This is a genomic window from Synechococcus sp. MIT S9508 (genome assembly GCF_047303045.1).
Classification (GTDB): Bacteria; Cyanobacteriota; Cyanobacteriia; order PCC-6307; family Cyanobiaceae; genus Synechococcus_C.
This window is the reverse complement of sequence record NZ_CP138941.1, coordinates 2,367,371-2,388,653: the sequence shown is the minus strand read 5'-3', so window position 1 is coordinate 2,388,653 and position 21,283 is coordinate 2,367,371. Positions and strand designations below refer to the sequence as shown.

The 21,283-nt window shown below is 59.7% G+C and carries 19 protein-coding genes and 2 tRNA genes; 11 read left to right on the top strand and 10 right to left on the bottom strand.

Features of this window, described 5'->3' with window-relative positions; genetic code table 11:
- Positions 1–19: 19 nt before the first annotated feature.
- The 4 genes from SIB42_RS13300 to murA form a co-directional block, all read right to left on the bottom strand.
- Positions 20–1,189, bottom strand: coding sequence for a bifunctional folylpolyglutamate synthase/dihydrofolate synthase (locus tag SIB42_RS13300; protein WP_082825027.1), 1,170 nt, complete (start codon positions 1,187–1,189; stop codon positions 20–22).
- Positions 1,190–1,255: 66 nt separating this feature from the next.
- The gene (locus SIB42_RS13295) at positions 1,256–2,476 is read right to left on the bottom strand and encodes an aspartate aminotransferase family protein (protein ID WP_067094220.1); all 1,221 of its coding nucleotides are present in this window, start codon (positions 2,474–2,476) and stop codon (positions 1,256–1,258) included.
- A 112-nt stretch (positions 2,477–2,588) separates the two neighbouring features.
- Positions 2,589–2,670, bottom strand: a tRNA-Leu gene (locus SIB42_RS13290).
- 38 nt (positions 2,671–2,708) lie between these two features.
- Positions 2,709–4,007 carry a UDP-N-acetylglucosamine 1-carboxyvinyltransferase gene (gene murA / locus SIB42_RS13285; RefSeq protein ID WP_067094223.1) on the bottom strand — a complete coding sequence of 433 codons (1,299 nt, stop codon included), beginning with the start codon at positions 4,005–4,007 and terminating at the stop codon, positions 2,709–2,711.
- A gap of 144 nt (positions 4,008–4,151) precedes the next feature.
- On the opposite strand from murA, the gene SIB42_RS13280 reads away from it, so the two are divergent.
- The 5 genes from SIB42_RS13280 to trpC all read left to right on the top strand — a co-directional run bounded on the left by SIB42_RS13280 (position 4,152) and on the right by trpC (position 8,118).
- Positions 4,152–4,235: transfer RNA gene (locus SIB42_RS13280), tRNA-Leu, on the top strand.
- A gap of 406 nt (positions 4,236–4,641) precedes the next feature.
- Positions 4,642–4,890: a hypothetical protein gene (locus SIB42_RS13275; protein WP_067094226.1), complete on the top strand. Its 249-nt coding sequence runs from the start codon at positions 4,642–4,644 to the stop codon at positions 4,888–4,890.
- 1 nt (position 4,891) lies between these two features.
- Complete coding sequence (locus SIB42_RS13270; protein WP_231856385.1) at positions 4,892–5,767, top strand: TrmH family RNA methyltransferase; 876 nt, start codon at positions 4,892–4,894, stop codon at positions 5,765–5,767.
- Entirely contained in the window at positions 5,764–7,212 is a 1,449-nt protein-coding gene (gene lpdA / locus SIB42_RS13265; RefSeq protein ID WP_067094230.1) for a dihydrolipoyl dehydrogenase, read from the top strand. The genes SIB42_RS13270 and lpdA overlap by 4 nt, the downstream gene beginning before the upstream one ends.
- Before the next feature lie 21 nt (positions 7,213–7,233).
- Positions 7,234–8,118, top strand: coding sequence for an indole-3-glycerol phosphate synthase TrpC (gene trpC / locus SIB42_RS13260; RefSeq protein WP_067094234.1), 885 nt, complete (start codon positions 7,234–7,236; stop codon positions 8,116–8,118).
- Between the two features lies 1 nt (position 8,119).
- On the opposite strand, the gene sodX is transcribed toward trpC, so the two are convergent.
- The 4 genes from sodX to SIB42_RS13240 are packed head-to-tail and all read right to left on the bottom strand — an operon-like array spanning position 8,120 to position 10,008.
- Complete coding sequence (gene sodX / locus SIB42_RS13255) at positions 8,120–8,497, bottom strand: nickel-type superoxide dismutase maturation protease (RefSeq protein ID WP_231856386.1); 378 nt, start codon at positions 8,495–8,497, stop codon at positions 8,120–8,122.
- Positions 8,498–8,523: 26 nt separating this feature from the next.
- Positions 8,524–8,997: a superoxide dismutase, Ni gene (gene sodN, locus SIB42_RS13250; RefSeq protein ID WP_067094237.1), complete on the bottom strand. Its 474-nt coding sequence runs from the start codon at positions 8,995–8,997 to the stop codon at positions 8,524–8,526.
- Between the two features lie 43 nt (positions 8,998–9,040).
- Positions 9,041–9,643, bottom strand: coding sequence for an FKBP-type peptidyl-prolyl cis-trans isomerase (locus SIB42_RS13245; RefSeq protein ID WP_067094510.1), 603 nt, complete (start codon positions 9,641–9,643; stop codon positions 9,041–9,043).
- A 35-nt stretch (positions 9,644–9,678) separates the two neighbouring features.
- Positions 9,679–10,008 carry a phasin family protein gene (locus SIB42_RS13240; RefSeq protein ID WP_066906872.1) on the bottom strand — a complete coding sequence of 110 codons (330 nt, stop codon included), beginning with the start codon at positions 10,006–10,008 and terminating at the stop codon, positions 9,679–9,681.
- A gap of 53 nt (positions 10,009–10,061) precedes the next feature.
- On the opposite strand from SIB42_RS13240, the gene SIB42_RS13235 reads away from it, so the two are divergent.
- Complete coding sequence (locus SIB42_RS13235) at positions 10,062–11,576, top strand: apolipoprotein N-acyltransferase (RefSeq protein WP_067094516.1); 1,515 nt, start codon at positions 10,062–10,064, stop codon at positions 11,574–11,576.
- On the opposite strand, the gene mnmA is transcribed toward SIB42_RS13235, so the two are convergent.
- On the bottom strand, positions 11,500–12,669 hold the full coding sequence (gene mnmA / locus SIB42_RS13230) for a tRNA 2-thiouridine(34) synthase MnmA (protein ID WP_067094240.1): 1,170 nt from the start codon (positions 12,667–12,669) through the stop codon (positions 11,500–11,502). The genes SIB42_RS13235 and mnmA overlap by 77 nt on opposite strands.
- On the opposite strand from mnmA, the gene SIB42_RS13225 reads away from it, so the two are divergent.
- The 3 genes from SIB42_RS13225 to SIB42_RS13215 all read left to right on the top strand — a co-directional run bounded on the left by SIB42_RS13225 (position 12,647) and on the right by SIB42_RS13215 (position 16,320).
- Positions 12,647–14,281 (top strand): NAD(P)H-hydrate dehydratase, encoded by a 1,635-nt coding sequence (locus SIB42_RS13225; RefSeq protein WP_369818429.1) that lies wholly within the window; start codon positions 12,647–12,649, stop codon positions 14,279–14,281. The two genes, mnmA and SIB42_RS13225, sit on opposite strands and share 23 nt — an antisense overlap.
- Before the next feature lie 152 nt (positions 14,282–14,433).
- Positions 14,434–15,375 (top strand): RpoD/SigA family RNA polymerase sigma factor, encoded by a 942-nt coding sequence (locus tag SIB42_RS13220; RefSeq protein ID WP_067094243.1) that lies wholly within the window; start codon positions 14,434–14,436, stop codon positions 15,373–15,375.
- A 30-nt stretch (positions 15,376–15,405) separates the two neighbouring features.
- A complete protein-coding gene (locus SIB42_RS13215; RefSeq protein ID WP_067094246.1) occupies positions 15,406–16,320 on the top strand; it encodes a histone deacetylase in 915 nt (304 codons plus the stop codon).
- Positions 16,321–16,331: 11 nt separating this feature from the next.
- Here SIB42_RS13215 and pdhA read toward each other — a convergent pair whose 3' ends face one another.
- Positions 16,332–17,435, bottom strand: coding sequence for a pyruvate dehydrogenase (acetyl-transferring) E1 component subunit alpha (gene pdhA / locus SIB42_RS13210; RefSeq protein WP_067094249.1), 1,104 nt, complete (start codon positions 17,433–17,435; stop codon positions 16,332–16,334).
- 100 nt (positions 17,436–17,535) lie between these two features.
- Here pdhA and SIB42_RS13205 point away from each other — a divergent pair, with 100 nt between their 5' ends.
- Together SIB42_RS13205 and ffh are read left to right on the top strand one after the other, a co-directional pair.
- Positions 17,536–19,638 (top strand): IMS domain-containing protein, encoded by a 2,103-nt coding sequence (locus tag SIB42_RS13205; RefSeq protein ID WP_413328132.1) that lies wholly within the window; start codon positions 17,536–17,538, stop codon positions 19,636–19,638.
- A gap of 87 nt (positions 19,639–19,725) precedes the next feature.
- Positions 19,726–21,213, top strand: a complete 1,488-nt coding sequence (gene ffh, locus SIB42_RS13200; protein WP_067094254.1) for a signal recognition particle protein — start codon at positions 19,726–19,728, stop codon at positions 21,211–21,213.
- Positions 21,214–21,283: the final 70 nt, after the last annotated feature.

Here is a 21,283-nt window from a genome sequence, read left to right as displayed (position 1 = left end):
CCAGCGAGTGGCTTGACTTTCACTCTGCCTCCAATGTGCCATTTTCCATTAATTGGCCGATCAGATAGAGAGATCCGGCGATCACCGGGGCGGATGCGGGCCAGCCCTGATCAAGCAGCTGATTGAGTGCATCCAGAGCAGTCTCAGCTGACTTCAGTTGATGGGCTTGCAGCGGCAGCGCTGGCGTCAGTTGCCCCAAGCTCCAGCTGCGATGCCCAGGCACCGGCACAATCCAGGCCTCATCAAGAGGGCCGAGCAGCTGTTCAAGCATCTCCGGTGCCTGTTTCTGCGCCTGGATCGCCAGGATCCAGATCTGCCGGCTGCCAGCGGATGACCAACCGCAGCGTTCTCGTGCCAGCTCAATGGCTGCGGGTGGATTGTGGGCTCCGTCCACCCGCAGCCTCAAGCCCCTCCAGCGCATCCACTGCAAGCGCCCGGGCCAGCGTGCCGCTGCAAAGCCTTCACGAATGGCTCGGCTTGAGATCACCTCATTGCGAGTGCTCATCCACTGCAGTGCAGCTGCAGCAACGGCCCCATTGCGTTTCTGCAAGGCCCCTGAAAGACCCAGGTTCCAGCTTTCATCCAGTGCATCGACCCACTGCAGGGTGCCTTGCACCTCGTGGACTCGTTGCTCGAGCACCGCAGAGACCTCGGGTTCTTGGGTTGCACTGATCACGTGGGCACCCTCAGCAATGGCCGCGGCTTTCTCTGCTGCAATGGCCTGAAGGCTGGGGCCCAGATGCTCGCGATGGTCCATGCCGATCGACGCCACAGCGATCAGAGGCCGCCAACTGTGGGCTGTGGTGGCATCCAGTCGGCCTCCCATTCCTGCTTCCAGAACGAGCCAGTCGGGCCTCTGGGCTTCGAAGTGAATAAGCGCGCTGCAGATCAGTTGCTCGAATGGAGTGAGGCGGCATTGTTCGGTTAGTGGTTGCAACTGCTCGAGCGTCTGTCGCAAGGCCGTGATCGAGATCAACTGGTTGTTGACGCGGATGCGTTCACACCAACTCACCAGATGGGGCGATGTGGTGAGGCCTGAGCACAAACCGGCCGCCATCAATCCGTAGTGGATGAGGCAGGCGATGGACCCCTTGCCGTTGGTGCCGACGACCTGAACGGCAGGAATCGACCGAGCCGGTTGGTGTAGATGCTCCAGAGCGATCGTCATCCTGTCCAGCGACAGGTCCATGCCACGCACGTCAAAGCACGGCAGCAGATCACTCAGTTCATGGGGGGGATTTCCCTGTGGCGTCACTCAGCTCACACGGTTCAGGGCGCGTTCCAGGCGTGTGAGGAGGACCTGGATCTCTCGGGCATTGATCACCAGAGCGGGCACCATGCGCACCACCTGAGCACCGGCGGGCACCACCAGCAACTGTTCCTCCAGAGCTGCTTTCACCACCTCCACCGCAGTGATCCCGCAGTCTTCCTTGAAGACCAGGCCCTGAAGCAGTCCCCAACCACGCGATCCCTCCAAATAATTGGGGAAATGGTCCACCAGCCTGTTGAGTCCCTCACGCAGCTGGGCGCCCCGCTCGCGCACATTGCGCAGCAGATTGCGCCTTTCGATTTCGCTGGCCACCGTCAGACAGGCCTGGCAAGCGAAAGGGTTACCGCCGAAGGTGCTGGCGTGGTCGCCCGGTTCAAAAAGATCAGCGTTGTGGCGCACCATCAGCGCGCCGACGGCATGTCCGCCTCCTAGGCCTTTGGCCAGGGTGAGGGCATCGGGACGAACACCGAGCTGCTCATAACCCCAGAGCGTGCCGGTTCGTCCCATCCCCACCTGCACTTCATCGAAGATCAGCAGGATGTTGCGTTGATCGCAGTGCTCACGGATCGCCTGCATCACCTCGGGATCACCGGGATTCACGCCTCCTTCGCCCTGAAGAGGCTCGATCAGCACCGCGGCCACGCGTGGACCGTTCTGTTCCAGGCGCTCGACCAGCTGTTCGAAATCCGCGAGATCGTTGTACCGGAAGAATTCGAAGCCTTCCACCATGGGCTCAAAACCTTGGTGGTATCTGGGTTGTCCCGTGGCGCTGACCGCGGCCAGCGTGCGTCCATGGAAACTGGCCGCAGCAGTGATGATCACCGGCCGTTCAATGCCCCGGCGCAGATGACCGTGTTTCCGGGCCAGTTTGATCGCCGCTTCGTTGGCCTCAGCCCCTGAATTGCAGAAAAACACACTGTCTGCGCAGCTGTTATTCACCAGCCACTTGGCCAGCGCTTCCTGCTCTGGAATTCGGTAGAGATTGGAAACGTGCTGCAGCTTGCGTAGCTGCCCGGTGAGAGCCTTGCGCATCGCTCTGTTGCTGTGCCCCAGAGTGCAGGTGGCAATGCCGGCAACGGCATCGAGGTGGCGACGGCTTTTGTCATCCCAGACCCAACAACCCTTGCCGCGCTGGAGGGAGAGGGCGAAGCGGTTGTAGGTGCCCATCACCGCATCGGAAGGGGGCACTGGCGCTGGCTCCACCATGGATCGTTCAGGGTTGTTGCCCGGAGGACATCAATGACTCACGCATTCTCTCGCAGAGTCCTGCCGCGTTAGCAGTGATCAGATCAATCCTGCCGGAGACCTTGAGGATCAATAGGAGCGGTCGGACTTGAACCGACAAACCCGAAGGCGGCGCATTTTGAGTGCGCTGCGTCTACCAATTCCGCCACGCTCCCACGCTTTAACTTTAGGCTATGGATTTAAGAGCAGCGTCTTAGGAACAGTGACGTTCCAACTTCGCCCCGCTGGCCGTGAGTTTCGCTTCAATGCCGGCGTAGCCCCGGTCGAGGTGGTTCAGGCCACTCACTTGCGTTCTGCCCTTGGCCACAAGGCCTGCAAGCACCATGGCGGCTGAGGCGCGCAGATCGGTTCCATTCACAGGAGCTCCACTGAGGGAGGGAACACCTTCGACGACAGCGGCGTTGCCTTGAACACGGATGGCTGCACCCATTCGCTGCAGCTCCCCCACATGCTGCATGCGGTTTTCGTAGATCTTTTCAGTGATCACGCTGGTGCCTTGGGCTGTCGCCAGCAAGGCCATGAATGGTGCCTGCAGATCGGTTGGGAAACCTGGGAAAGGCTGGGTGGTGATGTCAATGCCTTTGATGGTGCCCGGGGTAATGACGATGCCATCGCCATCGAACTCCAGAACGCAACCACAGTCGCGCAATTTCTGAAGCACGGAGTTGAGGTGATCAGGAACAACTGGGGCAATGCGCATAGTTGAGCGCGTGATTGCGGCAGCCAGCAGGAAGGTGCCTGCTTCGATCCTGTCGGGAATCACCGTGTAGTCGCAACCGTGCAGCCGCTCCACACCTTCAACGGTGATGGATGGACCGCCGGCTCCGCTGATGCGAGCTCCCATGGCATTTAGCAGGTTGGCGAGGTCCTGAACCTCAGGCTCCTGCGCTGCGTTCTCAATCACGCTGGTGCCTTTTGCCAGGCTTGCAGCCATCAGGATCGTTTCCGTGGCGCCGACGCTCGGGCAGTCGAGAACTATCGAGGCCCCTTTCAGACGTTTGCGATCGCCAGGAACCGTGGCCGAAACCACGCCATGTTCAACAGTCACCACGGCCCCAAGTGCTTTCAGTCCGCGGATGTGCTCCACCACAGGGCGTGCACCAATGCGACAGCCACCAGGTAGAGGAACCTTGGCGTGGCCCATGCGAGCGAGAATTGAACCGATTGCGAAGAAGCTGGCTCTGAGCCCGTTAACGAGTTCGTAGGGAGGTTCTGCGCTGGTGAGGTCGGAAGCCTGAAGATGGATGGTTTCACTGCTGCGCCGGACCTTCACTCCCATCGAAACCAGGATGCTCTCCATGCCATCGATGTCGGTCAGAGGAGGCACGTTGCTGAGGGTCAGCGTGTCTTCCGTCAGCAGGGCAGCTGTCATCAGCACCAGGGCGGAATTCTTGGCGCCGCTCACACGGAGCTCGCCTTGCAGTCTGTTGCCGCCTTGTATCTCAAGATGGGGCTTGAGAATGTCTTGAGACGCGGGCGCCGCGGCTGTCATCCCTGTTATTTCCTGCCGAATTCTTATCTTGACGGCTATGTCTGAGACCGTCTAGACGGCCGGCCCCCAAACTGTCTTGACGTTCGAAGCAATGGCTGAGTGCCGATGTCGTATGTTTCACGGGTCGCCTAGCGACACACGCCAGCGGATGTGGCGGAATTGGTAGACGCGCTAGTTTCAGGTACTAGTGGCAGCAATGTCGTGGGAGTTCAAGTCTCCCCATCCGCATTGATTGAATCGAACTCTCGATGAGACCGCCGTCATTTCTTGAGTTCGGCCTTAATTTTGACAGCACCTTTTCTGTCACTGATTGATCATCAAGGATGTCCTTGAGTGACTTCAGTGTCGCTGGTTGACTCCATGCATGAGGGCTGAATGGGACGCGTTGAATCTCAGCCCGCATCGTTTTCGGACCCAAACTCAGCCTCGAAGGCGTTTGATCGCACTGCTTCAAGGAGGCCTCTGAACCTGAGACTCTGCACTTACGGGATCACCCGCAATTGACCCCTCTTCTCGGATTGAGCTCAGGTGCTGCCTGAAAGCTCAGATCACTGCGCTGACAGCCGCACTGCGGCAAGAGTTCAACCTTCCCCATCCGAACTATCTTGTTCTCAGAAGGCTTCAACCACCGCCCATGATTGTTCTGAAGATCTCCAACTCATCAGAGGTTGTGGCGTCCAAAGTTGGCAAGTTTCTGGAAGCGCTGACTCCTGACAAGGTCGATCAGGCCGCCGTTGAAGATCAGGTCATCAAGAAGCTGGTGGAGAACCTCTCAGCTGAGGGGATTAAGGGTGAGATTGCCTCCGTCAACGGCGTTGATCTCGAGGGAAGCGAACTCAGTCTTCACGATGGGTTGAAGGTGCGGAAGCACGCCAGCTTCTGAGGTGAATCAGCTTCCGGGTTCAGGCGTCGATCTGATCACCAGCCGTCGCAATCCTCTTGTTCGGCGTCTTCGCTCTCTGGCGACGTCCTCAGGGCGTCAGCAGGACGGACATCTTCTGCTCGAAGGCACGCATCAACTGCAAGAGCTACTTTCTTTGCCGCGTCGGCCGACCATGCCGATCAAGGTGATGGCGACGCCAGCCTGGCTTGACTCTCATGCGGATCTGATCGATCTCTCGGCGGCTGACATCAATCTGCAGCCGATGGCTGATGGAGCCCTCAGAGTAGCTCTCTCCACGGTCAACCCCGATGGGGTGGCCTGTCTCTGGCCGATCGACCAGCTGCCGGAGTCTGCTGACGCCCCATCGTTTGTGTTGGCCCTTGATCGTGTGCAGGATCCCGGCAACGTCGGCACCTTGCTGCGCACCGCACTGGCTGCCGATGTTGAGGAGGTCTGGCTTGCTGCAGGTGCTGATCCCCTGGCTCCGAAAGTGGTGCGCTCAGCCGTTGGAGCAGTGCTGCGACTACCACTCAGGCGCTTGGGTCCCACAGATGCGGTTGGTGTCGAGCAGTTGACCGACAAGCTCAGCGCAGCCCGTGATCGTGGTCTTCAGGTGGTGGCGGCGCTGGTGCCTGACTCAGGAGCTGGGATACCGGTGATCCCTTACTGGCAGCTGGACTGGTGCCGTCCCACCGTATTGGTTCTCGGTAATGAGGCAGCAGGTCTTCATCCAGCCCTGCAGGCCTGCTGCAGCCATGGGGTCACGCTTCCCCACAGCAGTCAGGTTGAGTCTCTAAATGTCGCCTCAGCAGCCGTTCCTCTCCTTTTGGAACGCCGACGGGCGACAATGACGGCCTCCATGCAGCTGTCCGGGTGAGCGACGCCAGTTTCGACTTCGATGTGATCGTGATCGGTGCCGGTTATGGCGGTTTCGATGCGGCCAAACATGCCGCTGATCACGGACTGAAGGTGGCGATCATCGAGTCTCGCGATATGGGCGGGACCTGCGTGAATCGCGGCTGTGTTCCGTCTAAAGCCCTGTTGGCAGCCTCCGGCCGGGTGCGAGAGCTTGCCGATGCCAAGCATCTCTCCAGCTTTGGTATCCATGCGGCACCCGTTCGCTTTGAGCGCCAAAAGATCGCTGATCACGCCAATGAACTGGTGGCAACGGTCCGCAGCAACCTCACCAAGACGCTTGAGAGGGCTGGTGTCACGATCATCCGTGGTCAGGGACGCCTGGATGCTCCACAGAGGGTGGGAGTCCGTGAAATCAGCGGTGTCGACAGGGTTCTCTCGGCTCGTGATGTGATCCTTGCCACCGGGTCTGATCCCTTTGTTCCGCCTGGTATCGAGACGGATGGACGCACTGTGTTTACCAGTGATGAGGCCGTGAACCTGGAATGGCTTCCACGCTGGATCGCCATCATCGGTAGTGGATACATCGGTCTGGAATTCGCCGATGTTTACACCGCGCTCGGATGTGAGGTGACCATGATTGAGGCCCTGGATCGGGTGATGCCCACCTTCGATCCAGATATCGCCAAGCTTGCTGCGCGCAAGCTGATCGACGGTCGTGACATCGATGCCCGTTCAGGCGTTCTGGCCAAGTCGATCAAGCCTGGTTCCCCCGCAGTAATCGAACTGGTTGATATGCAGACCCGTGAACCCGTTGAGACTCTGGAGGTTGATGCGGTGCTGGTGGCTACGGGCAGGGTGCCCAGCAGCAAAGGGCTCAACCTTGAGGCCTTGGGTGTTGAAACCAACCGCGGATTTGTGCCCATCGACGACGGCATGCGAGTCCTCTCTGGCGATCAGCCCGTATCCCACCTCTGGGCTGTCGGCGATGTGACCGGCAAGCTGATGCTGGCCCATACCGCTGCTGCTCAGGGCACGGTGGCTGTCGATAATATCCTCGGTCACACCCGTGAGATCGACTACCGTAGTATTCCGGCAGCCACGTTTACGCATCCTGAAATCAGCTCAGTGGGGCTGAGCGAAGCCGATGCCAAGCAGCAGTCTGCTGATCAGGGTTTCGAGCTCGGCGTGGTTCGCAGCTATTTCAAGGCCAATTCCAAGGCTCTGGCTGAACTGGAGAGTGATGGCCTGATGAAATTGCTCTTCAACAAGGTCACTGGTGAGGTGCTTGGTGCCCACATCTATGGACTGCATGCCGCTGACCTGATTCAGGAGGTCTCCAATGCAGTGGCCCGTCGTCAGAGTGTGCGTCAGCTGGCCACCGAAGTGCATACTCATCCGACCCTCAGCGAAGTGGTTGAAGCGGCCTACAAGCAGGCTGCCGCTTCTCTCACCGCCGCTGCCTGATCACCTCCCACGATTGCCGCTATGGAGTTTCGTCGCCGTCCACCCAATCCCAAGGTTCAGGTGGCTCATCTCGAATATGCCATCCCTCATGAGGAGAGTGAGCCCCGCAACATCCTCGAAAAGATCGTCTGGGAGAAAGACAAGGAAATTGAAGTCGCGCGTCAGCGCTTGCCCTTGGCGCAGCTGAAAGCACGTGTTGCTGAACTCCCCAAGTCAAGAGATTTTCTGGCCACGTTGCGATCGGCACCTGTTCTGCCGGCTGTGATCGCTGAGGTTAAAAAGGCCAGTCCCAGTAAAGGGGTGATTCGTGAGGATTTCGATCCCGTTGCGATCGCACGTTCTTACGTGGCCGGTGGTGCCAGCTGCCTGTCCGTGTTGACGGACAAGACCTTTTTCCAGGGTGGTTTCGATGTGCTGGTCGCCGTGCGTGAGGCCGTTGATGTGCCTTTGCTCTGCAAAGACTTCATTCTCAGTCCACATCAGCTTTATCAGGCACGTGCGGCCGGTGCTGATGCAGCACTGTTAATTGCCGGAATTCTTTCGGATCAGGATCTGTCTTATCTTCGCAAAGTGGCCGCGGCGATCGGACTCACGGTTCTGGTGGAAGTGCACGACGCGCAAGAACTGCAGCGGGTTCTGGCTCTTGGCGGTTTCCCATTGATTGGAGTCAACAACAGGGATCTCACCAGTTTTGAGACCGACCTCTCCACCACAGAGCAACTGGCTGAACAGTTTGCAGACGAACTGAAAGCCCAGGGCGCGCTGCTGGTGAGTGAGTCGGGTCTTTTCGCTCGTGCTGATCTCGATCGCGTTCAGGCCGCAGGTGCTACTGCGGTGTTGGTGGGTGAAGCCTTGATGCGTCAGCAAGATGTGGAGAAGGGTCTGCGCACGTTGATGTCCGGCTGAGTCAGGTCCCGTCGCTGGACCGATCTGTCGGTGGGATCACAGCAGTCACTTCACCGATCACTTGCTCCAAGGACACCTGCCCAAATTGGCGGCTGTCTGTGCTGGCAGTTGGGTTATCGCCTCTGAGCTCCAGCCAGCCATCGTTCGACTGCCAGACGCGCTTCGTGATCACCAGATTGAGGTCGCTTGGGTGATGGCAGACCACCACCGTTCCAGGTGATGGCGACCTGCCGTCATGGGGCCGCAGCTTCACCAGCAGCCGTTGCTTGGGTTGAAGAGCGGGGAGCATCGAGTCTCCTTCCACCTGGAACAGCCTGCGTCGCCCCAAAAAAAACAGCAGCAGATCTTTTAGACCCGCTGCTGGAAGTGAAATGTTCACAGTGGTTCACCCAGTTGGTGATGCACTCAGGATGCGGTGACCCAGGCGTCGTTGCGGCCTTTGGACTGCCAGAACATGCCATGGATTTTTTCAACGGCTGCCATCAGCTCCTCTGCCTTGCCTTGATCGATGTTGACCTTGCAGGCGCTGCAGAGTTTTGCTGCTTTCCAGAAGGTGTCGTGCAGGTCGGGGAACGTGGCGAGGTGATCGGGCTTGAAGTAGTCCGTCCAGAGGATCATCAGCTCTTTTTTGGCCTTGGTTGCTTCCTCTTCCTTAATCGCCACGTAGCGCGAAAACGTGTTGTTGTAGTGCGCGAGAGCTGTCGCGTCGCCTGCGGCAGGCGCTTCGATGGCCTTGAGCTTCTTGGTCATTGAGAGAACAGCTTCCGCTGCAACCCGTGCTGAAGCAGGGTCGTAGACCCCACAAGGACCATCGCAGTGGGCTTGTGCTGCTTCAGCAGGTAGTGCGCGAAAGATGGCTGAGAGTGCCGAGCGGAACATGTGGGTTGATGGTCAACTGCCGTCTGCTCAGCCTAAATGGCGCTCAAGACTTGATGTCGAGCAGCTCGACATCAAAAATCAGCGTTGCGTTCGGAGGAATGACGCCGCCGGCTCCGCGGGTGCCGTAACCAAGCTCAGGTGGGATCACCAGCTTGCGCTTGCCGCCCACTTTCATGCCCTGGACACCTTCATCCCAACCTTTGATCACCTGGCCGCGTCCCAGGGGGAACGTGAAGGGCTTACCGCGGTCATAGCTGGCATCAAATTGTTTGCCGTTCTCCAGCGTTCCTCGGTAATGCACCACAACGGTCTGACCGGCAACGGCTTCAGGGCCGCTACCGATTTCGATGTCGGTGATGCGCAGGCCGCTGGCCAGGATCTGGGTTTTATCGGCGCTCATGGGGCCTCCGAGTGCCGAGGCGTCGGCGTGGTTGGAGTCGGGGGCCATGGCGAAAAGAGTTGGATTGGTCTCATCGGGATCCAGTTCCATCGGACTGGATGCGCTGTTCAGACCAGCGGTCTGAACGATGGCAGGTTGCGCTGCCGGAGCTGCGGCGATCACTGTGGAAGGAGCCACGATCTGACTCACGAGAGCCACGATCAGGCAGGCCACGCAGACAGCAGAACTGATCAGAATGTCGCGCACTGGAGGTCCGTTCGTTCCTGCTGATTCTGGCAGGCTCACTCCTGTCGATCGCGTTGGCGCAGCTGTTGCTCGAGTCGGTCGATACGACCTCGCAATTCATCGAGCTCCTTCTGGCTGGCGAGACCGAGATCCTGGAGCAAGTTGTCACGGTTGCGTTCGAGGTTGCGCCCCATCTGCTGCTCCAGTTCCGGTGTTTCACCGCGCAGAGCCTTGAGCACGTCATCCACAAGTGCGGAGGCATGAGTTGCATCGAGGCGTCCACTGCTCACCCATTCCTGGGTCACGTAACGGAGACGGTCAGCCACCAGGGTGGTGGTTCCGAGACCTCGGAGCAGCAGTTGCTGAAGAGGGTTGGCGGTCTCCATCGAGAATCGCAGTCAGTCTGAATTCAGGATGACGGCATCCAATGGTGCTGACCATGGGCAATGACCGATCCCTATCCTTCCTCAGGGGTCTGAGCGGAGGAGTTCTGGCAGGACTCGGCCTGTGTTTTTCAGGCCCATGGTGGATGGTTCCTGCCCTGGCGTTGCTGTGGTCGGTCGTTCGATCACCTCTGGCTGCGGCGCTCTGGGCTGCAGTGGCGATTGCCATCAGCCATCGCTGGTTGATTGCCTTGCATCCGTTGACTTGGCTGGGAGTGCCGGCACCCCTGAGTCTCCCCCTTGCCCTGCTGGTCTGGTTGGCCTGTGTCCTTTCTGCAGCACTGCTTGTGGCGGGATGGAGTCTGTTGGCGCGCTGGCTGCCTGGTCGCGGCGGCTTGCTGCAGGCCTTGGTTCTGTCGCTGGTCTGGGGCCTGAGCGAGACGCTTCTCGCCAGGGGGCCGCTCTTTTGGATTGGTATTGGCGGCAGCGTTCTCCCAGCTGATCGCTGGCTTGCAGGTCTGGCCGGTTGGTTCGGTGCCGGAGGGCTGGCCGTTGTTCAGCTGCTGCTGGGCTGGTGGCTCTGGCAGTTGTTGTGCGGGGTTCGCGTTGAAGCAGAGCAGCGCTGGCGGCTTCTGCTCTGGGGTGTTCTTGGCCTGGTAGTTGCCCATGGTCTTGGTGCCGTGGCCATTACGGGAGTTGCTCAGGGCACGGAGGACGACGAGGTGTTGCCGATGGCCCTGTGGCAAACGGCGATTCCCACCCGTGAGAAGTTCAGCGGTCGTCGACAGACAGAGCTGCCCTGGCGATTGCGTGAGGCCATGGAGAGCGCCGACCGAGACGGGGCCCAACTGCTGCTCGCTCCTGAGGGCACGCTCCCCGTGAAGTTTGGGCTGGAACAGGGTGGCGGGATTCCCCTGATCAGTGGTGGCTTCCGTTTCGTGGCGGGCCAGCAGCGCAGCTCGCTCCTGCTGATGACATCAGACACAACAGCGCCGTCCAGCAGCATCGATAAGCATCGCCTGGTGCCGCTGGGGGAATGGGCTCCCTCCTTGCCCGGTCTTACCGGCTTGTCGGCAGTTGGAGGCCTGCAGTCCGGTGAGCCCTCCAGGCTCTGGCGCTGGGGCGGCCCACCCGCGGCGGTGGCCATCTGTTACGAGATCAGCAATGGAACCGCTCTGGCCGAGGCGGTGGCGAATGGCGCGCAATGGATCCTGGCAGCGGCCAATCTCGACCCTTATCCACTCCTCCTGCAGCGGCAGTTCCTGGCACTGGCGCAACTGCGCAGCCTGGAGACCGCCCGGCCACTTGTTTCGGTTGCCAATACAGGCCCCACGGCTCTGATTGCCGATCGCGGACTGGTTAAGGCAAAACTGCCCGCCATGCTCCCGGGGCTGCTGCCGGTTCGGGTGGAATCAGTGCAAAGCATGACCCTGTATGCGGTCTGGCGGGAGTGGCCGCTCTGGCTGATGGTCCTGGTCGCGTTCGGTGCTCTGCTTAAGACGAGGTCTGGATCAGGCCCCCTCCCAGTACGGACTCGCCTTCGTAGAACACCGCCGCCTGGCCAGGAGTGATCGAGAACTGAGGCTCCTCGAATCTCAGTCGGCAACGATGGGGACGTTGTCCATCGATGTCGGCATCTGTGGCCTCGATGCAGGTGAGATCGGCCATCACCGGGCCGCTGCGGTAACGAACCTGCACTTCCACTCTGCGGCTGAAGCCTGCAGCCGGCGGTGCGATCGAGACCCAGTTAATGGCTCCCACCTCACAACAGGCTCGACCTGCCTCAGCTCGGGGTGCGACCACCACACGATTCATCGCCGCATCCAGGCGCAAGACATGCAGAGGTTCGCTCCATGCCACACCCAGGCCCTTGCGCTGGCCAATGGTGAAGTGCTCGATGCCATCGTGATGACCCACAATCGTGCCGTCCTGAAGCACGATTTCTCCCTGTCGCGGTGGCAGATAGGCGTCGAGGAACGCACGCATGGAGCCGTGATGATCCGCAAGGCAGAGGTCCTGACTCTCTGGCTTCTCAGCAGTGCGCAGTCCATGGCGTCCCGCTTCCAGTCGGGTATCGGGTTTGGTGAGTTCGCCCAGTGGAAACACCACCCGGGAGAGCACATCCTGGTTGAGGTCGTAGAGGAAGTAGCTCTGATCCTTGCGGGTGTCCAGACCCCTTAAAAGTTTCCAGCGTCCGGTGGACTCATCCAGGCGTATGCGCGCGTAATGGCCGGTGGCAACCCGTTCGAGTCCCCGTTCCTGCCGTGCCCAGTCGAGCATCGGGCCGAATTTCACCGACCGGTTACAGCGCGAACAGGGCAGGGGTGTGATTCCAGCCTGATAGCCCTCGATCAATCCTTCCACAATTTCGCGCGCGAAGTTGTCGCGCGAATCGACGATGTGATGGGGGACGCCAAGTTGCTCGCAGATTCCTGCCGCATCCACAAGGCCTTCGGCGCAACAGGCGCCTTTGCCGCTCATCAGCCAGAGCGTGAGCCCTTCAACCTCCCAGCCTGCCTCCACCATCAAGGCAGCGGTGAGAGAGCTGTCCACTCCACCAGATAGCCCCACCGCCACGCGGTGCTCACCTGGCCAGGTCTGCAGACGCTCCAAGGCCTGGGCACCGGCTGACGTGGCGGCAATGCTGGGCGTCGTTGCCGACATGGATGGGCGGGCATCAACGGGATTCTCTTTCCATAGTGAGGTGCCATGGGCCCCGGTAGTGATCTGGCCACCCGCTGATGCCGACCATCTCTTGGTCTCCGCTGATCAGATGCTCACTCTGGAACGGGATTGGCTGGCCAGCGGTCTGCCGGTTGCGGCTCTGATGGAAACGGTGGGCCAGCGCATGGCTGACTGGTTTTTGGCGCGTCGGCCATTGCTGGATTCCGGCGTGCTGGTGCTGGTGGGACCAGGCCACAACGGCGGAGACGGGCTGGTGGTGGCTCGCAAGTTGCTGGAGGCGAATGTGGATGTGAGGGCTTGGGCGCCCTTACCTCTCCGTCAGCCCCTCACTCAGGAACATTGGCGCCATTTGCTTTGGCTTGGCGCTGCTCCCTTGCAGTCGTCTCCTGACCCTGCTGAACAGGGGCTCTGGATCGAGGCACTCTTTGGTCTGGGTCAGAAACGGCCATTGCCTGGCGATCTGGCTGATCTGCTCCAACGCAGACAGTGTGAGGCGCCAGGTCGTTTGGTGAGCCTGGATCTTCCCGCTGGCCTGGACTCCGATTCCGGCTGCCCCATGCAAGGCGGCGCCGCGATTGCTGCGCACACTCTCTGCGTGGGATTGATCAAGCGTGGACTCATTCAGGACGCGGCTTTAGAGCATGTGGGCCACCTGCACCGCATTGATCCGGCTGTGCCTGTGCGTCTCACTGAGTCGCTGTCATCACCGGCGAAGCTGCGCCTGCGGGCTGATGATCTTGCTGGACTTCCGCGTCCACCAGAATTGCCGGCGGCGATGAAATATCAGCGGGGGCGTTTGTTGCTCATTGCCGGCAGTGAGCGCTATCGAGGTGCAGCCCACCTGGCGCTGCGTGGCGCCCTGGCCTCTGGTGCCGGCAGTGTTGAGGCCTGTGTTCCCGAAAGCGTCGCAGAGCATCTCTGGCAGCAGGCGCCTGAGGTGGTTCTGAGGGCGGGTCTCTCGTCCGATCACCAAGGATCGCTGGAGTGGGGAGAGGCTTTAGCGCCGCGTGATCTGGCTCGCCTGGATGCCGTCTTGCTCGGGCCGGGTCTTGGAATGGTGCAGGGGTGCTGGCAGCGATGGGCGGAGCCCCTGTTGGAGTTCGCCGGCCTGCTGGTGATTGATGCTGATGGCCTCAATCAGCTAGCCGCCGCTGAGGGTGGTTGGCGCTGGTTGTTGAAACGCTCCGGACCGACCTGGATCACGCCCCACGGCAGTGAATTTGAGCGCTTGTTCCCTGAATGCCTGCAGGACTCTCCGCTGCAGAAGGCCGCGGCAGCCGCGGATTGCTCGGGGGCCGTGGTGCTGCTGAAGGGTGCTCACAGCGTGATTGCTTCTCCTGGCGGCGACTTGAGGCAGCTGACAGACACTGATCCTCAGGTGGCTCGTACCGGCCTGGGTGATCTTCTGGCTGGTCACGCCACTGGCTGGGGTGCCCGCTGTCTGGCAGCCAAGGGAAACCTCAGTTTCGAAGACCTTGCCGCATCTGCCTTGATGCACGCCGTTGCAGCTCAGCGATGCGATCAAAGCAGTGGTGCAATGGCTATTTCAGATCAATTAGCGAGTCTCACGCGTTTCATGTTGCGATCTTGACTTGACCTGCAATTGAGGCTGTTTTTTTGCATTTTTTACACGATTCGCCGGGTTTTGTGTCGTTTTCCACGCACGAATCTGAAGGGTTGCTGAAAACACATCGCTGATCGTGAAATTCATAGGAAAGTCACTCAACGAAAATATTCTTCCCCATGGTCTCCGCGGCAGCAGGGGTTTCAGAAACCCAAAAACGACGAAGTAGCGATCCGATCAGTTGGTACCTCGCCACGATTGGCAGGATTCCATTGCTGACTCCAGCTGAGGAGATTGAGCTGGGCAATCAGGTGCAGCAACTGATGCAACTCACAGAGGATGGAACGATTTCATCTGACAGTGAGACGTTTTCAAACAAGCAGAAGCGCATGATCCGTGTGGGCCTGCGTGCTAAGCAGCGCATGATGAAAGCCAATCTGCGTTTGGTTGTCAGTGTTGCCAAGAAATATCAGGGAAAAGGTCTTGAACTCCTCGATCTGATTCAGGAGGGTTCCCTCGGCCTTGAGCGTGCTGTTGAGAAGTTTGACCCCACCCGTGGTTACAAATTTTCGACTTATGCCTTCTGGTGGATTCGCCAGAGCATGACGCGCGCCATTGCTTGTCAGTCGCGCACCATCCGCTTGCCAGTGCATCTGAGTGAGCGACTCACCACGATTCGCAAGGTGAGCCTTGATCTCGCCCACAAGCTCGGTGCGATGCCTAGTCGACTCGAGATTGCCGAGGCGATGGATATGCCGGTTGCAGAGCTCGATTCTCTGTTGAGGCAGTCGCTCACAACCAGCAGCCTTGATGCACCCGTGAATGGGGAGGAAGGTCGCAGCTTCCTGGGCGATCTCATTGCTGATGCTTCATTGGGAGAGCCGCTTGACAAGGTGGAGCAGCGGATTCATCACGAACAGCTCGGACGCTGGATGAGTCATCTCAGTGATCAGGAGCAGCACGTTCTCACGCTGCGTTTCGGTTTGAACGGCCATGAGCGGCACACACTTGCCGAAATCGGTCGTCTGCTTGAGGTCTCACGAGAGCGTGTTCGTCAGGTGGAGCTCAAGGCATTGCGCAAACTGCGTAACTTGACTCGCCGCGTTGCACCCAGCTTCTGATTGTTCAGAGGTGAGTAGCCCTTTGAATCGTTGAAACCACCACTCGTTTATCACGAGGTTTACAGCGCCCCGCTACCCAGTAGTCATCGGTTCCCGATGGCGAAGTTTCGACAGCTCGACAGTTGTCTCAGGGAGACAGGGCTGGCCAGTGATGTTCAGATGCATCGACCACTTCCAGTTCCTCGTCGTTTGCTGGAACTGGTTCATGACCGTGACTATCACGAAGCGTTTGCCAGGGACCGGCTGGATCGTCAGGCACAGCGGCGTATCGGACTCCCTGTTACCACCCCTTTAGTGCAGCGCACGTTTCTTGCCGTTGGCGGTTCGTTGCTGACAGCCCAACTGGCTTTGAAGCATGGCCTGGCCTGCCACCTCGCGGGTGGGACGCACCACGCCTTTCCTGCTTACGGCAGTGGGTTCTGCATCTTCAATGATCTGGCGATCTGTGCGCGCACGTTGCTGGAGCAGGAAGGCCTCACGCAGATCATGGTTGTGGATCTCGATGTGCACCAGGGCGATGCCACTGCGCTGATCTTTCAACACGAGCCACGGGTGTTCACCTTTTCAGCCCATGCTGCGTCTAATTTTCCTGCGCGTAAGCAGAGCAGCGATCTCGACCTGCCGATCAGCGATGGGGTGGAGGATCGGGAGTACCTCGCCTTGATTGGCGACCATCTGCCTGATCTGCTGGATCGGTTGAATCCGCAGATCGTGCTTTACAACGCCGGTGTTGATCCCCATCGCGATGATCGTCTGGGAAGACTGGCCTTAACGGATGTTGGCCTGCTGCAAAGGGATCATCTGGTGTTGGATGCCTGTCTGCGCCGCAAGATTCCTGTGGCCACTGTGATTGGCGGTGGATACGACGCCATGACGCCCTTGGTGAAGCGGCACGCCCTGGTTTTCAGGGCGGCAGCTGATCAGGCCCGTTTGCATGGGCTTTGATCAGCTTGATGTCAGTCTTCAGCCCAGATGTACCTCGTCAGCTCAGATCCATCAGGCTCGGGTGCACTGAGGGCGAAGTCGACACAGTCCTGCACGATGCCATCGATTTCCTTCTCGATCGCCCGCAGGTCCTGGCTGCTGGTCAGGCCTGAGCTGACGAGGTCGCGTTCAAGCGCTTTGAGTGGATCGCGTTTGGCCCAGAACTGTTTTTCTTCTTCGGCACGCAGTTCATCAGGGTCAGCCAGTGAATGGCCTCGGAATCGGTAGGTCAGGCACTCCAACACTGTTGGTCCTTCACCAGCCCTGGCCCGTTCAACGGCCCTCTGGGCGGCGGCTCGAACGGCCAAAACGTCCATGCCGTCGACCTCTTCTCCGGCCATGCCGAAAGCACCGGCCTTACGCCAGATCTCTGGATCGCTGGTGGCACGGTCGTGAGCCATGCCGATGGCCCATTTGTTGTTTTCGACCACAAAAATGATCGGCAGCTTCCAGAGCTGCGCCATGTTCAGGCACTCAAAGAACTGCCCGTTGTTGCAGGTGCCATCTCCGAAGAAGGCAGCTGTCACTGAATTGCTGCTGGGGTCACCAAGGGCATCGCGCTTGTAGCGGCTGGTGAATGCCGCGCCGAGGGCCACTGGAATGCCTTCGCCGATGAAGGCAAAACCGCCCAGCAGGTGGTGTTCTCTGGAGAACAGGTGCATCGAGCCACCGCGTCCTTTGCTGCAACCGGTTTCCTTGCCGAACAGTTCGCTCATCACCTCTCGGGCGGGAACGCCGGCACTCAGGGCATGAACGTGATCGCGATAGGTGCTGCAGAACCAGTCGTGTTGTCGCTTCATGGCACCGATCACACCAGTGCTCACAGCCTCCTGACCGTTGTAGAGGTGCACGAAGCCAAACATCTTGCCGCGGTAGTACATCTCCGCGCACTTGTCCTCGAAGCGACGGCCGAGGGTCATGTCGCGAAACAGAGCTAGGCCGGTTTCCTTGTCAACGGTGGCCCTTTGGGCTGTCACCAGGGTTGAGAGCCGCTCCGCATGGGCCCCAAGCAGAGACTGTCCGTCGGAGGAGGAGGCGCTGCGTGACTCTGTGCCGATTGCGATGTCCTGACCCATGGCACCACCTGTTTGACCACAGACTTTAAGGGTCCATGGCGGATCGATGGGCAAAACCCCAGACACTGCCTACAGTCTGCAGCCAATAGCTGCGACGCTAGTGGACCTGCCCATCGACCATTTCCGTCTGCTGGGGGTTAGTCCGACGGCGGAACCTGAGGCCGTGTTACGCACACTTCAGTTGCGCCTGGATCGCTGTCCCGATCAGGGATTCACCCATGAGTCGCTCAATCAAAGAGCTGAGCTGCTCCGCTTATCAGCAGACCTGCTCACGGACCCTGAACGCCGTGGCCAGTACGAAGCCATGTTGCTGGAACTCGGTCAGGATCATCCGGGCGACACGGCTGGCCTGGAATTGTCATCCAACTTGGAGGTGGCCGGACTGATGCTCCTGTGGGAAGCGCATGCGCCCCATGAGGCTTTCCAGTTAGCCCGCCAGGCCTTGCAGCCGCCTCAAGCTCCTGCGCTGGGCAGTGGCAGGGAGTCGGATCTGGCCTTGCTGGCGGCTCTAGCAGTACGCGACGCTGCCGATCAGGACCAAGAGCAGCGCCGCTACGAGTCAGCGGCCAACCTTCTGCAAGAGGGGATGCAGCTGCTTCAGCGGATGGCCAAGCTTCCCGAGCAGAGGCAGGTGCTGGAAACCGATCTCTCCAGGCTTCGTCCATTCCGAATCCTGGATCTGCTCAGTCGTGATCTGGCTGAGCAATCGGCGCGTCATGAAGGTTTGACGATGTTGGAGAGCTTCATCAGCGATCGTGGTGGACTCGAAGGTAGTGCTCTCGAGGGGCTGGAGAAAGCTGATCTGCCCGCCGGCATGGATCAGGGAGCCTTTGAGTTGTTTTTTCAGCAGATTCGTCGCTTCCTGACTGTGCAGGAGCAGGTGGATCTGTACGGACGCCTGCAGGACGCCGGCTCGGCCGATGCGTCCTTCCTGGTGGTGATGGCTCTTGCTGCTGCAGGCTTTTCCCAGCGCAAGCCTGAACGGGTTCAGGACGCCCGCACCCGTTTGGAGGAACTGAATCTTGATGGCCTCGACACCCAGCCGCTACTGGGATGTCTCGATCTGCTTCTTGGCGACGTGGATCGGGCCGAGCGTCATTTTGCAAGCAGTCCTGATCCTGCTCTCAAGACCTGGTTGACAGCGCATCCTGGCGATGCGTTGGCTCCGCTCTGTGACTACTGCCGCACTTGGCTCGGACGAGATGTGCTGCCGGGCTATCGGGATGTGGATGCCGAAGCCATTGATTTGGAGGCTTGGTTTGCTGATCGGGATGTGCAGGCTTACGTCGAGCGGTTGGAGCGTCAGGCGCAGCCAAGGGACTGGTCTTTCGGCGACTTGTCTCCTCTGACGGTGGATCCCGATGGAACACTGCCGCTGCCTTTGCTGGATCCCGAGTCTCCAATCGATGCCCCAGAGGACAGCGATGAAGCGCCTGGAGGAGGTTTCGTCTGGCCGTCATTGCCTCGCCCAACGCTGCCGTCTATGCCGCAGTTGCAATGGCCTGAATTGCAATGGCCGGAGCTGCCACAGCCCAGTCGTTCAACCTGGATCGGATCAGGGGTGTTCCTGGCTGTGGTGCTGGTGATCGGGGTTTTCAGCGTGGTTGGTCTTCGCCGCGATGCCGAGCAGCCCCAGTTGGCGGGTGACCCAACGATTGACGCACCCGTGGATCAGCTGCCTCCAGCTGGGCAACAGCCAGGCTCTGCTGACAACGCCACCGGTAACTCCACTGAGAATCCAGTCCCAGCACTCACCGAAGCGTCCGAGCAGGAGCCTGCTTCAGCTGCTGAGTCTGACACTGATCCCGTGCTTCGTTCCGAGAGTCCTTCCGAAGCCCAGCTGGAGGCCTTGCTGCAGGCCTGGCTGGATCGCAAAGCGATGGTTTTGCGCGGTGATGGCTCAGCGGACGAACGTCTTCAACCCATTGCCAGAACAGGGCTGATCAACCAGGTGCGCCAGCAGAGATCTGCTGATCAGTCAGAGGGTCTGACACAGAAGGTTGAGGCCACCATCGACTTTATGAGGGTCATCAGCCGTACTCCCAAGCGCATCGAGTTGCGTGCGGATGTCGACTACAGCGATCAAACGCTGAACGCAGCTGGAACGGTGGTGAACAGCACTGCGTCGAGATCGCTCAAAGTCACCTACATCCTGGGCAGAGATGAGGATGGCTGGCGCCTGCAGGCCTATGTACCGGTCTGATCGAGCGATCAGTGACGCGCACACGCAGATTGGCCCTCCAGTCCCTGTCACTTTTACGATCAGAGAACTGAAACCGATGTCCGGCCGATGTTCGATGAGCTGTCAGCCCGCTTTGAAGACGCCGTCAAAGGGCTGAGAGGCCAGGATCAGATCAGCGAAACCAATGTGGAGGGCGCGCTCAAGGATGTGCGCCGCGCTCTGCTTGAGGCGGATGTGAGTCTGCCGGTTGTTAAAGATTTCGTCGCCGAGGTGCGGGAAAAGGCTGTGGGCGCCGAGGTGGTGCGCGGGGTCTCTCCAGACCAGAAGTTCATTCAGGTGGTGCACGACCAGCTGGTGGAGGTGATGGGCGGCGACAACGCCCCCCTGGCCAAGGCTGAGCAGGCTCCCACGGTGGTGCTGATGGCCGGTCTGCAGGGGGCTGGTAAGACCACGGCAACAGCGAAGCTCGGACTCCACCTCAAGGACCAGGGTCGACGGGCGCTGATGGTGGGTGCTGATGTTTACCGACCTGCCGCGATTGAGCAGCTGAAGACGCTCGGTGCACAGATTGATGTCGAGGTGTTCAGTCTTGGTGCTGACGCCAAACCGGAAGACATTGCGGCGGCAGGTCTTGCCAAGGCCAGGGAAGAAGGTTTCGACACGCTTCTGGTCGACACCGCCGGTCGCCTGCAGATCGACACCGACATGATGGAGGAGATGGTTCGGATCCGAACCGCCGTGCAGCCGGATGAGGTGCTGTTGGTGGTGGATTCGATGATCGGTCAGGAAGCGGCCGATCTCACCAGGGCTTTTCACGACCAGGTGGGGATCACCGGAGCCGTGCTCACCAAGCTTGATGGCGATTCCCGTGGTGGTGCCGCTCTGTCGATCCGCAAGGTGAGCGGTCAACCGATCAAGTTCATCGGAACAGGGGAGAAGGTGGAGGCCTTGCAGCCGTTCCACCCTGAGCGGATGGCGAGCCGCATCCTCGGGATGGGCGATGTGCTCACCCTTGTGGAGAAGGCCCAGAAAGAGGTGGAGCTCGCCGATGTCGAGCAGATGCAGAAGAAGCTGCAAGAAGCCACCTTCGACTTCTCGGATTTCGTGAAGCAAATGCGCCTGATCAAGCGCATGGGATCGCTGGGGGGATTGATGAAGATGATCCCGGGCATGAACAAGATCGACGACGGCATGCTCAAGCAGGGAGAGCAGCAGCTCAAGAAGATCGAAGCGATGATCGGCTCAATGACGCAGCAGGAGAGGGAGAACCCCGACCTACTTGCCAGCGAGCCCTCACGTCGTCGGCGCATTGCCCGTGGCAGTGGCCACCAACCCCCCGATGTAGACAAGGTGCTGGCTGATTTTCAGAAGATGCGCGGTTTCATGCAGCAGATGTCCCAGGGGCAGATGCCTGGCATGGGCGGAATGCCTGGAATGGGTGGTATGCCTGGCATGGGCGGAATGCCCGGGATGGGTGGCATGCCCGGGATGGGTGGCATGCCTGGAATGCCAGGTGGCATGCCGGCACGCCGTGGCGGTGGTCCCCCGAGGCGGCAGCGACCGGTCAAGAAGAAGAAGGGCTTCGGAGAACTCTGACCGGCGGCAGGTTAAGTTGGTTGTTTGGCGCTTCTGTCAGCTGCGCCGAACAGTTCCAACCCACAGCCAG

Coding starts and splice junctions, on each gene's coding strand:
- SIB42_RS13300 (WP_082825027.1), bottom strand. CDS start 1,189: ATGGACCTGTCGCTGGACAGGATGACGATCGCTCTGGAGCATCTACAC.
- SIB42_RS13295 (WP_067094220.1), bottom strand. CDS start 2,476: ATGGTGGAGCCAGCGCCAGTGCCCCCTTCCGATGCGGTGATGGGCACC.
- murA (WP_067094223.1), bottom strand. CDS start 4,007: ATGACAGCCGCGGCGCCCGCGTCTCAAGACATTCTCAAGCCCCATCTT.
- SIB42_RS13275 (WP_067094226.1), top strand. CDS start 4,642: ATGATTGTTCTGAAGATCTCCAACTCATCAGAGGTTGTGGCGTCCAAA.
- trpC (WP_067094234.1), top strand. CDS start 7,234: ATGGAGTTTCGTCGCCGTCCACCCAATCCCAAGGTTCAGGTGGCTCAT.
- sodN (WP_067094237.1), bottom strand. CDS start 8,997: ATGTTCCGCTCGGCACTCTCAGCCATCTTTCGCGCACTACCTGCTGAA.
- SIB42_RS13240 (WP_066906872.1), bottom strand. CDS start 10,008: ATGGAGACCGCCAACCCTCTTCAGCAACTGCTGCTCCGAGGTCTCGGA.
- SIB42_RS13235 (WP_067094516.1), top strand. CDS start 10,062: ATGGGCAATGACCGATCCCTATCCTTCCTCAGGGGTCTGAGCGGAGGA.
- SIB42_RS13225 (WP_369818429.1), top strand. CDS start 12,647: ATGCTGGGCGTCGTTGCCGACATGGATGGGCGGGCATCAACGGGATTC.
- mnmA (WP_067094240.1), bottom strand. CDS start 12,669: ATGTCGGCAACGACGCCCAGCATTGCCGCCACGTCAGCCGGTGCCCAG.
- SIB42_RS13220 (WP_067094243.1), top strand. CDS start 14,434: ATGGTCTCCGCGGCAGCAGGGGTTTCAGAAACCCAAAAACGACGAAGT.
- pdhA (WP_067094249.1), bottom strand. CDS start 17,435: ATGGGTCAGGACATCGCAATCGGCACAGAGTCACGCAGCGCCTCCTCC.
- ffh (WP_067094254.1), top strand. CDS start 19,726: ATGTTCGATGAGCTGTCAGCCCGCTTTGAAGACGCCGTCAAAGGGCTG.